Source organism: Xanthomonas sp. WHRI 6106, from assembly GCF_040202405.1.
In the GTDB taxonomy this organism is placed as follows: Bacteria; Pseudomonadota; Gammaproteobacteria; order Xanthomonadales; family Xanthomonadaceae; genus Xanthomonas; species Xanthomonas cannabis.
In genome coordinates this window covers 1-12,571 of record NZ_JBEGFC010000019.1, presented here as the reverse complement: position 1 = coordinate 12,571, position 12,571 = coordinate 1, and the positions used below count along the sequence as shown (strand labels likewise).

The following is a 12,571-nucleotide window of genomic DNA, read 5'->3' as shown; positions in this document are numbered from 1 at the left end:
GCCAGCAAGACGTGGTTTGCATCTTGGTGCAACGCCATGTCCCGAGCTGTCACGCACAGGTTTCTCGTTCCACCGTAGGAGCGCACCCGGGCGCGAATGCTTATCCAGCAAGAACCCTCGCGCACAATCCCACGCCTGCGGGCGGCAGCTCACGCGTCACAAGGCTCGCGCTGCACTGTGGCGCCGGTTGTCGGCCGCGTCAGGCGACGCAGCGCCTCGGCGTGCATCAGCGGTGCGCCATGCGCACCTGGCATGCGGCTGCGTAATGCGCTGACGGGCGGCGGTTGCAGGTCCTGGCTCAGTTCACGCATGAAGCGCCACATCGGCATGCAGTGGCCGCGGCGCGGTGCCGGTGCATGCGGCGTGGCGCGGCACAGGCGGCGCCACTGCATCGGCGGCATGCCGAAGCGTTGCTGGAACGCGCGCTGGAACTGTCGCTCCGAGGCAAAGCCCATCTCGTACAGCAGCCAGGTCAGGCTGCACTCCGGGTACGCCTGAAGATAGCGATATGCGGTACGCAGGCGTTGCTCGCGGATATAGCTGGCCACCCCGCCGCGTGGTTGGAACAACCGGTACAACGCTGCACGCGACAGCGCGAACGCCTGTTGCAATGCCCCGGTACCAAGCTCCGCCTCGCCAATGTGCTGCTCGATGTAGGCCAACAGATCGATCATCAGTGGCGCGTGCGCCTTCGTGGCTGCGGGCGCTTGCGGAACGATGGCGCGGTAGTAACTGATGCTCATGCGGTGCTGCCTGCGGCCCACTCCCCGGGGCCTGTCCCTGGATCAACCGAGAAAAGCATCGCCAACCCATCACGCGCCGTTCGTGAATCCGGCGCTGCGTCACGCATCGGTGCCATCGACCCCGAATCGGGTGGCCCTCGCCTCGACGCATCGCGACGCTGGCGAGCCCACTGAAGCCGGCCTGCGTGTTGGCCAGCCGCTGATGCAAGGTGTGCACCGCATCGAGACCGGCGCTGGTAACAGCCAGCACGTTCCTGTGCGAGGTCGCTGATTCACCGAAGCAGAGGACGAGTCCTGCAGCAGACGCCGTCCGCCAGATGATGCCGAACTCACCAAGGCCCACCCGCTTGTGGCAAAAGCGATCGGACATCACAGGATCGACGTCGCCACTCCAGATCAGGTCAAGCACAACAAACCGCTGGAGGGCAGGGCGATTCCCAGCCGACTGGTGATGCCGGGAATCTGTGCAAGGGCTGGTGCCACAACCCGAAATCTGGCAAATCCTGCAACTGCCAAGATCAGACGTGGGGGCGGCTGGCGATTGAACGCCGGAGCCTGCGTGACCGTCATTTGTCAGGACCGACCTGGAAGCCGGCACTTTGCTGACCGCCTGATTGGGCGTCCGAACGTCTATGTGCCAGGAACGGCGCAAGCGAACCAAACCGTTCGGGGTTGAAGCGCCCGGCCGCTCGCCAATGCGGGATACTGCGCGTCCACGCAGGCGAGATGGACTTCGATGCCCGAGCTGCCGATCACCGAGTTGTTGCAGGCCTGGCAGCACGACGAGCCCGGAGCGGGCGACGCCTTGGCGCGGCAGGTCTATGAGGTGTTGCGGGCGACCGCCTTGCGCGAGCTGCGGCGCAAGGCGCGTGCCGGGTTGCAGGCCACCGAGCTGGTGCATGAGGCCTGGCTGCGGCTGGAACAAGGCCAGCAGGCGTTCCGTTCGCGCACGCACTTCTATGCAGTGGCGGCCTTGCAGATGCGGCACCTGCTGGTGGATCTGGCGCGCCAGCAGGCCAGCGCCAAGAGGCTGGGGCAGGCCGTGACGCTGACCATCAGCCTGTCCGATGGCGCGGCGCGGCCGGAAGCGCTGATGCTGGTGGCCGACGCCTTCGACAAGCTGGCGCAGGTGGACGAGCGCAAGGCCCGCGCGTTCGCGTTGACCGAGCTGGTGGGGTTCAGCGTGGCCGAAGCGGCCGATCAGCTAGAGGTGTCGGTGCCCACGCTGGAGCGCGATCTGCGCTTTGCGCGGGTGTGGCTGGCGGCGCAGCTGTGAGCGTGGCGGCCACCACCTGGCAACGGCTGGAGACCTTGTTTCATCAGGCCTGCCTGTTGCCGGCCGCAGAGCGTGACGCCTTCGCGCGCGCGCAGGCTGGCGACGCGCCCGTGTTGCGCGACGAGTTGCTGGCGATGCTGGCGGTGGAATCGCAGGCCACCTTGCGTGTGCGCGCACCGCTCAAGCAGGCGGCTGCGGCCTTGCACGCACCATTGCCGGAACTACCGGCGGGCACGCGTTTCGGCGCGTGGGCGATCGACCGCCTGCTCGGTGCAGGCGGCATGGGCCAGGTGTACCTGGGCCACCGCGCTGACGGTGCCTACGAGCGCGAGGTGGCGATCAAGCTGGTGGCCGCCGACGCGCTGGATGCGCAGGGCCGGGCCCTGTTCGAATTCGAATGCCGCTTGCTGGCGCAGATGGTGCACCCGGCCATCGCGCAGATCCACGATGTGGGTACCGATGCGCAGGGCCGTCCGTATCTGGTGATGGAGTACCTGCGTGGCGAGCCCATCACCTGGTGGTGCGACGAACATCGGCTATCGCTGCACGCACGCGTGCTGCTGATGCTGCGGGTGAGCGAGGCCGTGCAGCACGCGCACCAGAAGGGCGTGATCCATCGCGACCTCAAGCCCGGCAACGTGCTGGTGGGCGAGATCGACGGCCGGCCGATGCCGGGCGTGATCGACTTCGGCATCGCCATCGATGCGACCAACCCCGGCATTACGTCCGCGCATGGCCGCGGCACGCCCGGCTACATGAGCCCGGAGCAGGCGCGTGGTGTGCAGGACGTGGATGCGCGCAGCGATATCTACGCGCTGGGCGCGATGTTCTACGAGCTGAGCTGCGGGCTGGCGCCGGTTGCCGACAGCGACGGCGTGCCGCAGCCACCCTCGCAACGGGTGGCGGCCGTGCCGGCCGATGCGCGTGCACGCATCTGCGCAGCACGCGCGACCACCCACGCGCAGCTACAGCAGCAGCTGCGCGATGGCCTGGATGCGATCGTGCTGCGTGCCCTGGCGCCGCAACCGGTGGCGCGCTATGCCTCGGTATCGGCGCTGCTGGACGATCTGCACCGCTGGCTCGACGGCTACCCGCCGCGCGCCTTGCAGGCCGGCCGCTGGGTGCGGCTGCGCAAGTTCATTCAGCGCCATCGCAGCGGCGTGCTGGCCGGCGGCCTGGTGGCGGTCGCCTCGCTCGCCGGCCTCGGCGCCACGCTATGGTCGTTGCAGCAGGCCGCGCGCGATGCGCAACGCGCGCGCGTCACCGGCGATTTCATGAGTTCGGTGTTGTCCAGCGTGGACCCCGGCGTGGCGCAGGATCTGGACAAGACGCTGATGCTGCGCGTGCTGGAGCAGGCCTCGCAGCGCGCCGCGCGCGAGCTGGCCAGCCAGCCGGATGCGCGCACCGATGTGGAGCTGACCTTGGGCCGCACCTTGATTGCACTGGCCAAGTACCCGCAGGCGGTGGAGCACCTGCGCACTGCGCAGACGCTGGCGCAGCAGAGCACCGGGGAGAGCAGCATGCCGGCATTGCAGGCGGCCTCCATGCTGGGCCAGGCGCTACGCGGTGCCGGTCAGCGCGAGGACGCCGCGCAGCTGCTGCGCCAGGGCATTGCGCAGGCGCAGCGTGGCGACGCGCAGCAGCAGACCATGGCCAACGACATGCGCGGATGGCTGGCCTGGACGCTGCGCGACCAGGGCCGCATTGCCGAGGCCATGACCGAAAGCCGGCATGCCTACGTGGCGGCGCTGGCCAACCCTGCCACGCGCCCGGGGCAGCGCATCAACGCGGGCAATGTCTATGCCGCCATGCTGGCCGAGGTCGGGCAACTGGCGTCGGCGATCACCCTGCAGCGCGCCCTGCTGCGCGAGCGCATCGCGCTCGACGGGTCCGAGCATCCATTCACGCTGTCGATGCGCAACAGTCTGTCGATGTATCTGCTGATGCAGCGCGACTACGCCGGTGCAGAGGCCGAGCTGGCGCCGCTGCTGCAGGTCAGCCGCAAGCGCTATGGCGACAACGCCATCGACACGCTGACGGTGGAAGGCAACCCGGCCGGCGCGCGTGAAGGACACAGCCATGGCCACGATGCTGCGGGCGCACTGCGCCTGCAACAGGCGCAACGCTGACGCGCAGCACGCACTGACCGGTCATGCCGCGCATCGTCGAACCGCACCCGCACTGCAGTAGCTCCGTCGTCATCTTGCCGCCCCTTCGAGAGCCCCGATGCACACTGCCACCCGCCCGCCTCCGGACACCTTGCAACAGGCCATCGACGCGAACCGTAGCGGCCAGTTCGACAACAACTGGACGTGGGCCAAGACTGCCAACGTCGGATTGGACGCGTCGCATCAGTTGCGCATCATCGATCTCGATGGGATGGCAACGACGAGATCATGACTGGTCGACAGTCCATGACTTGGCGAACATCGACTGGGTGTTGATCGGCAGGAAATAGCGTCGCCTGACATCATGCCGCCACCTGAACAGGGGTGGCGAGCATGGGTCAGCCTCTCCATGGCTGCCAGCGCCTGGACTGACCGGCGGTGCGCAGCCTCCCTGAGGCGGCCGCATCAGCGCATCTGGCCTTTGTAGCCGGCAGGTGCGACGAGCGGTAAGCGTGCGGGCTGCGTCCGCGCCGGTTTCTGTGGGGGTTGTGCATGCCAGTTGTCCTTGTCGCAGATGGCGACGAAGGGGTGTCTGCAGCGCTTGGGCGAGCAAGCCGGATCCTGTCGCAAGACTGTCCCACTCGCAGCGTTGCAATGGAGGGTGAGAGCACGTGGTGTCGGGCATCGTCATGGCAAGCCCCGCTAAAAAGGCGCAAGGCTCAGTCAGGCAATTGTTTGACGAATTCAATGAACGCGCGCAGCGCGGGCGGGGTGAGATTGCGGTTGGGGTAATACAGATAGGGGCCGGGAAACGGTTGCCACCAGGGGCGCAGCACCGGTTCGAGTGCGCCGGATGCCAGGTGCGGCGCAAGCCATTGCTCGAACAGGTGAATGACCCCGTTTCCGGCGATCGCCGACTGGATCGCAAGGTCGAGGCCTCCGCCGATCTCCACCAGGAGCTGCCCACGCGGAAGGATGGTGACGATCTCTGCCTCGCGCTCGAACTCCCACTCGGCAATCACGCCGCTGGGAAAACGACCACGGATGCAGTCGTGGTCGATCAGTTCGCGTGGGTGGGTGGGGCGGCCACGCCGATCCAGGTAGCCGGGAGATGCCGCGGTTGCGCTGCGTTGCACACGCGGGCCGATCGGAATCGCCACCATGTCCTGCTGCAGCCGCTCACCGTAGCGGATTCCCGCATCGCACCCGGCGGCGATCACGTCGACGAAGCTCTCTTCAGTCAGCACCTCCACGGTGATGTCCGGGTAGGCCGCCAGAAACGGCGGCAAGATGCGCGGCAACACCAGCCGCGCCGCACTGACCGGCACATTGAGGCGCAGCGTACCGGCCGGCCTGTCGCGAAACGCGCTGACCACCTCCTTGGCGGCCTCCAACTCGATCAATGCTGGCTCGACGCGGGCCAACAGCGCCTTCCCCGCATCGGTCAGCACCACGCTGCGCGTGGTGCGATTGAACAGCCGCACGCCCAGCCAGGCCTCCATGCGCTTGATCGCATCGCTGAAGTTGGACGCGCTCTGGCCCGCGCTCTTGGCCGCTTCCCGAAACCCGCCGGCGCGCGCCACCCGCACGAACGCCTCCATGTCGCCCAGGCGATTGCTCATCGTTCGAAAATCCGTACGGCCCGTTCAATTTATACCTAATTGTTGCACAGAGGTCGCGGACGTAAATTGCAGCGGCACTAACGAAGTGAAGCGTTTCCCTGCTGCAGGCGCCACCCCACACAGCTCATCCCCAACGAGCGTGCGCCGTGCCCGCAACGGCCGCTCCCACCCAATCGCAGACGCCGTACCGCTCACCCATCCAAGGACATCTCATGACCAACACTCAACTCGGTGGCACCTTCACCCTGCCCGGCACCACCCTGCAGCTCAGGCGCATGGGCTACGGCACCATGCAATTGCCCGGCTCCCACGTGTGGGGACCGCCGCGCGACAAGGCCTCCGCGCTGGCGGTCCTGCGCCAGGCCGTCGCACTGGGCGCCAACCATATCGACACCGCCGAGTTCTACGGCCCGCACGTCTCCAATGCGCTCATTCGCGAAGCGCTGCATCCCTACCGCGATGATGTGGTGATCGTCACCAAGATCGGCATCGGCCGCGGCAGCGACAGTTCCTGGCATATCGATCTGTCGCCGGACAGCCTGCGGCGGCAGGTGCACGCCAACCTGACGAGCCTGGGCCTGGAGACGCTGGATGTGGTCAACCTGCGGCTGGGCGCTCTGGCCGACACCGACGACAGCGCGATCGCCGAGCCGGTGGCCTGCCTGGCCGAGTTGCAGCGCGAAGGCCTGGTGCGCCATATCGGCTTGAGCAATGTCACGGCGCGACAGCTGGAGCAGGCGCAGTCGCTGGCCAGGATCGTGTGCGTGCAAAACCACTACAACCTGGTCAAGCGCGACGACGACGCCTTCATCGACGCGCTCGCGCAGCAAGGCATCGCCTATGTGCCGTTCTTCCCGCTCGGCGGCTTTTCGCCGTTGCAGTCGGACCTACTCTCCGGCGTCGCCAGCGCGGTGGGTGCTACGCCACGGCAGGTGGCGCTGGCGTGGTTGCTGCAGCGCTCGCCCAACCTGCTGGTGATCGCCGGCACATCCTCGCCAGCGCATCTGGCCGAGAATTTCGCCGCCTGCGACCTGGTGCTGTCCGCAGACCAGCTTGCAACCCTGGACGGCATCGCCGCCCACTCCCGCCCCGCACACGAGGCACACGCATGAACACCCTCGAACAACGACTGCAGCGGCTGGAAGACGAGAGCGCCATCCGCGCGTTGGTGGCTCGCTTTGCCGACACCTGCATCCGCGCCGACCACGATGGCTTCAAGGCCTTGTGGACGGACGATGGCATCTGGGAGATCGGGGCGCCATTCAACGTCAGCGCGAAGGCATCGAAGCCATTGCGGCATTGCTCCATCAACTACGCGATGAGCGCAACTTCTTCACCCAGCTGGTACCGACCGGGGTGATCGTGATCGAGGACGATCGTGCGGCGGCGCGTTGGCCGGTCCGGGAGCTGGCCAACGGTCCGGCAGATCACTACTACGACAATGTGGCGATGTATTCGGACACTTTCATAAGGACCGCAAGCGGCTGGCGCTTTTCCAGCCGTTCCTACATCTATATGTGGTTGAATACCGAGCCGTTCGGCGGCCAGTCCTTCGGCACGCCACAGCTTCCCTGACCGCTGGCGCCTGATCCGGCAAAGCGCAGGCGCGGACGGCTTGTGCGGTGCTAAGCAGGTGCTCGGCAGGGTGTACACCGATACGTATCCGGCGCACACGCGACTACGCGCGCTGCGAGCCTTCCAGCCCGGTACCGATGCTGCTGCGCCTGGTGGGCTGCGACTTCCTGGCCTTGATGAAGAAGGAACTGGCCCCGGCCGGCATCGACGACCTGCAACGCGTCACCGGCCCGCAGGACAACGGCTGAGCCTTGCGCCCAGCGGCGTCAGATACCGCAGACCCGCATCAGCGTTAGCCGCCACTGAGGTGCTCCGGTTACCGGAACCGGACCACCATCGCCGACACCAGCGGCCGGTAAAGCCGCCGTGCTTACGCTCTACGAATCCCGAATCCCGAATCCCGAATCACCAGCTGTACAGCTGCCAGTACACCTTGTTGACCTTGTCCTTCTCCGCGTCGGTATGCCCGTCGTGGTCGCGGTCGTACAGGAAATAGGGCGCGCCGCGCGCCGGGGTCACGCGCACCATTTCCAGCCGGCCGTTGACGCGGTATTCGTCCACCTTGTCGCCATTGCCCATGGTCTTGCTGGTGACATCGGCACCGGCCGGGATCCCGTCACCGCCAGCGCCGCCGGAGGTGGTGGCGCAGCCGCCAAGCAGCAGCAACGGCAGCAGCAAAAGACGTGCTCTCTTCATCGTTGTCATCCGTTCTAGGTCGCCGGCCAGTATGCGCTGGCACGGTGTGGCGTGGGCGTGCAGCGTAGAATCACTGCATGAGCAGATTAGTCCTGATCGACGGGTCCAGTTACCTGTATCGCGCGTTCCACGCGCTTCCGCCGCTGACCAATGCCCAGGGCGAGCCCACTGGCGCCTTGTTCGGCGTGGTCAACATGCTGCGCGCCACCTTGAAGGAGCGCCCGGCCTACGTCGCGTTCGTGGTGGATGCGCCCGGCAAGACATTTCGTGATGACTTGTATGCCGACTACAAGGCCAACCGCCCGTCGATGCCCGACGACCTACGCGCGCAGGTGCAGCCGATGTGCGACATCGTGCATGCGCTGGGCATCGACATCCTGCGCATCGACGGGGTGGAAGCGGACGATGTAATCGGTACGCTGGCGCTGCAGGGCGCGGCCGACGGCTTGAGCGTCACCATCTCCACCGGCGACAAGGACTTTGCCCAGCTGGTGCGCCCGGGCATCGAACTGGTCAACACCATGAGCGGCAGCCGCATGGATTCGGACGAGGCGGTGATCGCCAAGTTCGGCGTGCGGCCCGACCAGATCGTCGATCTGCTCGCGCTGATGGGCGATGCCATCGACAACGTGCCGGGCGTGGACAAGTGCGGCCCCAAGACCGCCGCCAAATGGCTGGCCGAATACGACTCGCTCGATGGCGTCATCGCCAACGCCGACAAGATCAAGGGCAAGATCGGCGACAACCTGCGCGCCGCACTGCCGCGGCTACCGCTCAACCGTGCGCTGGTCACCATCAAGACCGATGTGGTGCTGGCCAGCGGCCCGCGTGCGCTGGACCTGCGTGAGCCCAATGCCGAAGCCTTGGCTGTGCTGTACGCCCGCTACGGTTTCAGCCAGGCCTTACGCGAACTGGGCGGCGCGGCCGCAGCCGGGGCGCAGACCGAAGCGATGGCGGTGGCCCGCACCGAGCCCGGCCGCGCCCGTGGCACCGGGTTCGTGTCCGGCCCGGCCAGTGCGCCGGTGGACCTGGACCCGGCGCTGTCCGCCCCCGGCCAGTACGAGACCATCCTCACCCAGGAACAGCTCGACAGCTGGGTCGCGCGCCTGCGCACGGCCGGGCAGTTTGCCTTCGACACCGAAACCGACAGCCTGGACCCGCTGCAGGCCGACCTGATCGGGCTGAGTGTGGCCGCCGAGCCCGGCCAGGCGGCCTATCTGCCGTTCGGCCACAACTTCCCCGGTGCCCCGGCCCAGCTCGACCGCGTCCAGGCGCTCGCCCAACTGGCTCCGCTGCTGACCGACCCTGCCGTGCGCAAGCTCGGCCAGCACGGCAAGTACGACCTGCACGTGATGCGCCGCCATGGCGTCGACCTGGCCGGCTATGCCGATGACACCCTGCTGGAAAGCTTCGTGCTCAATTCCGGCAGCGCCCGCCACGACATGGACAGCCTGGCCAAGCGCTACCTGGGCTACGACACCGTCAAGTACGAAGACGTCTGCGGCAAGGGCGCCAAGCAGATTCCCTTCGCCCATGTCAGCCTGGAAGATGCCACCCGCTACGCCGCCGAAGACGCTGACATCACCCTGCGCCTGCACCAGGTGCTGGGCAAGCGCCTGGCCGCCGAGCCCAGCCTCGAGCGCGTCTATCGCGAGATCGAGATGCCGCTGGTAGGCGTGCTGGCACGGATCGAAGCCAACGGCGTGTGCGTGGACGCGGCCGAGCTGCGTCGCCAGAGCGCGGACCTGTCCAAGCGCATGCTCGCCGCCCAGCAGAAAGCCACCGAACTGGCCGGGCGCACCTTCAATCTGGATTCGCCCAAGCAGCTGCAGGCGCTGCTGTTCGACGAGCTCAAGCTTCCTGCGGTGGTCAAGACGCCCAAGGGCCAGCCCTCGACGAATGAAGAAGCGCTGGAAGCCATCGCCGACCAGCACGAGCTGCCGCGGGTGATCCTGGAATACCGCGGCCTGACCAAGCTGCGCAGCACCTACACCGACAAGCTGCCGGAGATGATCCACCCGCAGTCCGGGCGCGTGCACACCAGCTACCACCAGGCCGGCGCCGCTACCGGGCGGCTGTCCTCGTCCGACCCCAACCTGCAGAACATCCCGATCCGCACCGAGGACGGCCGCCGCATCCGCCGCGCCTTCGTCGCGCCGGCCGGGCGCAAGCTGATCGCCTGTGACTACTCGCAGATCGAACTGCGCATCATGGCGCACCTGTCCGGCGACCCCGGCCTGGTGGGCGCGTTCGAGTCCGGTGCCGACGTGCACCGCGCCACCGCCGCCGAGGTGTTCGGCCGCACCATCGACACCGTCAGCGGGGATGAGCGCCGCGCCGCCAAGGCGATCAACTTCGGCCTGATGTACGGCATGAGCGCGTTCGGCCTGGCCCGCCAGCTCGGCATCGGCCGCGGCGAAGCGCAGGACTACATCGCGCTGTACTTCAGCCGCTACCCGGGCGTGCGCGACTTCATGGAAACCACCCGCCAGCAGGCCCGCGACAAGGGCTACGTGGAAACCGTGTTCGGCCGCCGGCTGTATCTGGACTTCATCAACGCCGGCAGCCAGGGCCAGCGCGCCGGCGCCGAGCGCGCCGCCATCAACGCGCCGATGCAGGGCACCGCCGCAGACATCATCAAGCGCGCCATGGTCAGCGTGGACGGCTGGATCGCCGACCACGCGCAGCGCGCGCTGATGATCCTGCAGGTGCACGACGAACTGGTGTTCGAGGCAGATGCCGATTTCGTGGACACGCTGCTGCGCGAAGTCACCACGCGCATGGCCGCAGCGGCCGAGCTACGCGTGCCGCTGGTGGTGGATTCGGGTGTTGGCGATAACTGGGATGAGGCGCACTGACGCGTCATAAGACGCTGATATGCTGAACGCACAGACCAGACATAAGCCGGTCAAACATAATGCGAATTCAGCAAGTTTGAGGGAATGAATAACCGCTAAATTCTACATTTTTTTAACAGTTATCTTCACGATCCATCAATGTAGAAAATGGTGTTATATCCCTCGACGGGCGCAACGCCTGTCGGCAGATCTCTCCCATCCCCTGGAGCAGATCTCGGAGCGGAAACTCCTCCCCAAGTTTCCGTTCCCTGGCCCCGCCGACCTCCCCCTGGTCTGCGGGGCTTTTTTATGTCCTGTGCTCAAGAGCTCTCTAGCGCATAGCGCATCGCATCACACGAATAAAGTTCGGTGTCGAGGTGCGAGCAATTACAAATATAAATAGGCGCGATTAACTCGATTAATCAACACAGTGTTTCATTCTCCCAATTCAGGTTTGCATGAATTGGGATTCTGAATACGCCACTGAGTGGCGCTTGATTGGGTGATGGCGATAAGGCGCTGACGTCTCACTCCCTTTGGATCAGGATGTCAGCGCGTCCGTTAAACGCCGAGGCAGATAGTTGGCCGCTGACATGGCGGCCATCAGCCCAGCCAGTCGCGCGGGACCAGATAATCCAGCAGCCGTGCCTCGGCGCTGCCGGGCTCTGCGGTGTAGCCATACTCCCAGCGCACCCGGGGCGGCAGGCTCATCAGGATGCTTTCGGCACGCCCGCCGCTCTGCAGTCCGAACAGGGTGCCGCGATCGTAGACGAGGTTGAATTCCACGTAGCGGCCGCGGCGGTACAGCTGGAATTCGCGCTCGCGCTCGCCGAACGGCTCATCCTTGCGGCGCTGCACGATCGGCATGTAGGCATCCAGGAAGCCGTTGCCGACCGCTTGCTGGTACGCAAAGTCGCGCTCGAAGTCCTGACCCAGGTCGTCGAAGAACAGCCCGCCGACGCCGCGTGTCTCGTTGCGGTGGCGCAGGAAGAAGTACTCGTCGCACCAGCGCTTGTGCGCGGCATAGCGTTCCTCGCCGAAGGGGGCGCACAGCGCCTGGGCGACGCGGTGCCAGTGCTGCACGTCTTCGTCCACCGGGTAGAACGGGGTCAGGTCGAAGCCGCCGCCAAACCAGGCGGCGACCACCTCACCATCGCGTTCGGCGCGGAAATAGCGGACGTTGGCATGCGTGGTGGGCACATGCGGGTTGTGCGGATGAAACACCAGCGACACGCCGCAGGCGCGCCAGGTGGCGCCGGCCAGTTCGGGGCGGTGCGCACTGGCCGAGGGCGGCAGGCGGGTACCCGAAACGTCGGAAAAGCCGATGCCGGCCTGCTCGAACACCGCGCCATCGCGCAGGATGCGGGTACGCCCGCCGCCGCCTTCCTCGCGTTGCCAGAGATCTTCGGAGAACCGCGCTCGCCCATCGGCTACTTCCACAGCAGCGCAGATACGGTCCTGCAGGTCGGTCAGATAATCGCGTACACGGTCGAATTCGTTCATGACGCAATTCTAAGCGGTGCATCGCGGCCGGTGCGCGCACCCGAACGCGCCAGTTTGTCGCAGGGCGATGTGGAGGGTGGATGCTTGGCGAGCGGAAGAGCGGAAGAGCGGAAGAGCAACTGATCTGCAGGTTGGCTGCAGGGCCCTTGCCCGCCCACCATCGCAGGACACGCTGCAAGTACGTCCATGTAGCTCCGTGGCGGCATCCATG

The 12,571-nt window shown here is 66.4% G+C and carries 9 protein-coding genes and 3 pseudogenes; 8 read left to right on the top strand and 4 right to left on the bottom strand.

Annotation, left to right across the window (positions count from 1 at the left end):
• Positions 1 to 149 precede the first annotated feature (149 nt).
• Positions 150 to 808, bottom strand: a pseudogene (gene tagK, locus ABQZ09_RS19650) (transcriptional regulator TagK).
• Between the two features lie 671 nt (positions 809 to 1,479).
• On the opposite strand from tagK, the gene ecfK reads away from it, so the two are divergent.
• The 3 genes and pseudogenes from ecfK (at position 1,480) to ABQZ09_RS19635 (ending at position 4,419) form a co-directional block, all read left to right on the top strand.
• On the top strand, positions 1,480 to 2,019 hold the full coding sequence (ecfK, locus tag ABQZ09_RS19645; protein ID WP_039404884.1) for an ECF-type sigma factor EcfK: 540 nt from the start codon (positions 1,480 to 1,482) through the stop codon (positions 2,017 to 2,019).
• Positions 1,998 to 4,082, top strand: a pseudogene (locus tag ABQZ09_RS19640) (serine/threonine-protein kinase); the annotation flags it as partial. The gene ecfK and the pseudogene ABQZ09_RS19640, both read left to right, overlap by 22 nt.
• A gap of 163 nt (positions 4,083 to 4,245) precedes the next feature.
• Complete coding sequence (locus tag ABQZ09_RS19635) at positions 4,246 to 4,419, top strand: hypothetical protein (RefSeq protein ID WP_184558006.1); 174 nt, start codon at positions 4,246 to 4,248, stop codon at positions 4,417 to 4,419.
• A 427-nt stretch (positions 4,420 to 4,846) separates the two neighbouring features.
• On the opposite strand, the gene ABQZ09_RS19630 is transcribed toward ABQZ09_RS19635, so the two are convergent.
• A complete protein-coding gene (locus ABQZ09_RS19630; protein WP_349777711.1) occupies positions 4,847 to 5,728 on the bottom strand; it encodes a LysR family transcriptional regulator in 882 nt (293 codons plus the stop codon).
• Between the two features lie 233 nt (positions 5,729 to 5,961).
• On the opposite strand from ABQZ09_RS19630, the gene ABQZ09_RS19625 reads away from it, so the two are divergent.
• The 4 genes and pseudogenes from ABQZ09_RS19625 to ABQZ09_RS19610 all read left to right on the top strand — a co-directional run.
• Positions 5,962 to 6,861: an oxidoreductase gene (locus tag ABQZ09_RS19625; RefSeq protein WP_349777702.1), complete on the top strand. Its 900-nt coding sequence runs from the start codon at positions 5,962 to 5,964 to the stop codon at positions 6,859 to 6,861.
• Positions 6,858 to 7,109 (top strand): nuclear transport factor 2 family protein, encoded by a 252-nt coding sequence (locus tag ABQZ09_RS19620; RefSeq protein WP_349777701.1) that lies wholly within the window; start codon positions 6,858 to 6,860, stop codon positions 7,107 to 7,109. The genes ABQZ09_RS19625 and ABQZ09_RS19620 overlap by 4 nt, the downstream gene beginning before the upstream one ends.
• Entirely contained in the window at positions 7,049 to 7,324 is a 276-nt protein-coding gene (locus ABQZ09_RS19615) for a nuclear transport factor 2 family protein (RefSeq protein WP_349777700.1), read from the top strand. Before ABQZ09_RS19620 ends, ABQZ09_RS19615 begins: the two co-directional genes overlap by 61 nt.
• Before the next feature lie 104 nt (positions 7,325 to 7,428).
• A pseudogene (locus ABQZ09_RS19610) lies at positions 7,429 to 7,572 on the top strand (type VI secretion system protein TssA); the annotation flags it as partial.
• Between the two features lie 157 nt (positions 7,573 to 7,729).
• Here ABQZ09_RS19610 and ABQZ09_RS19605 read toward each other — a convergent pair.
• Positions 7,730 to 8,020 carry a DUF2782 domain-containing protein gene (locus ABQZ09_RS19605; protein ID WP_349777699.1) on the bottom strand — a complete coding sequence of 97 codons (291 nt, stop codon included), beginning with the start codon at positions 8,018 to 8,020 and terminating at the stop codon, positions 7,730 to 7,732.
• 77 nt (positions 8,021 to 8,097) lie between these two features.
• Here ABQZ09_RS19605 and polA point away from each other — a divergent pair, with 77 nt between their 5' ends.
• Positions 8,098 to 10,878: a DNA polymerase I gene (gene polA, locus ABQZ09_RS19600; protein ID WP_349777698.1), complete on the top strand. Its 2,781-nt coding sequence runs from the start codon at positions 8,098 to 8,100 to the stop codon at positions 10,876 to 10,878.
• 582 nt (positions 10,879 to 11,460) lie between these two features.
• On the opposite strand, the gene hemF is transcribed toward polA, so the two are convergent.
• Positions 11,461 to 12,360 carry an oxygen-dependent coproporphyrinogen oxidase gene (gene hemF / locus ABQZ09_RS19595; protein WP_349777697.1) on the bottom strand — a complete coding sequence of 300 codons (900 nt, stop codon included), beginning with the start codon at positions 12,358 to 12,360 and terminating at the stop codon, positions 11,461 to 11,463.
• Positions 12,361 to 12,571 lie beyond the last annotated feature (211 nt).

Bases quoted from the DNA above. Each gene is read 5' to 3' on its own strand.
- polA (WP_349777698.1), top strand. From the start codon at position 8,098: ATGAGCAGATTAGTCCTGATCGACGGGTCCAGTTACCTGTATCGCGCG.
- ABQZ09_RS19635 (WP_184558006.1), top strand. From the start codon at position 4,246: ATGCACACTGCCACCCGCCCGCCTCCGGACACCTTGCAACAGGCCATC.
- ABQZ09_RS19625 (WP_349777702.1), top strand. From the start codon at position 5,962: ATGACCAACACTCAACTCGGTGGCACCTTCACCCTGCCCGGCACCACC.
- ecfK (WP_039404884.1), top strand. From the start codon at position 1,480: ATGCCCGAGCTGCCGATCACCGAGTTGTTGCAGGCCTGGCAGCACGAC.
- ABQZ09_RS19620 (WP_349777701.1), top strand. From the start codon at position 6,858: ATGAACACCCTCGAACAACGACTGCAGCGGCTGGAAGACGAGAGCGCC.
- ABQZ09_RS19605 (WP_349777699.1), bottom strand. From the start codon at position 8,020: ATGAAGAGAGCACGTCTTTTGCTGCTGCCGTTGCTGCTGCTTGGCGGC.
- hemF (WP_349777697.1), bottom strand. From the start codon at position 12,360: ATGAACGAATTCGACCGTGTACGCGATTATCTGACCGACCTGCAGGAC.
- ABQZ09_RS19630 (WP_349777711.1), bottom strand. From the start codon at position 5,728: ATGGAGGCGTTCGTGCGGGTGGCGCGCGCCGGCGGGTTTCGGGAAGCG.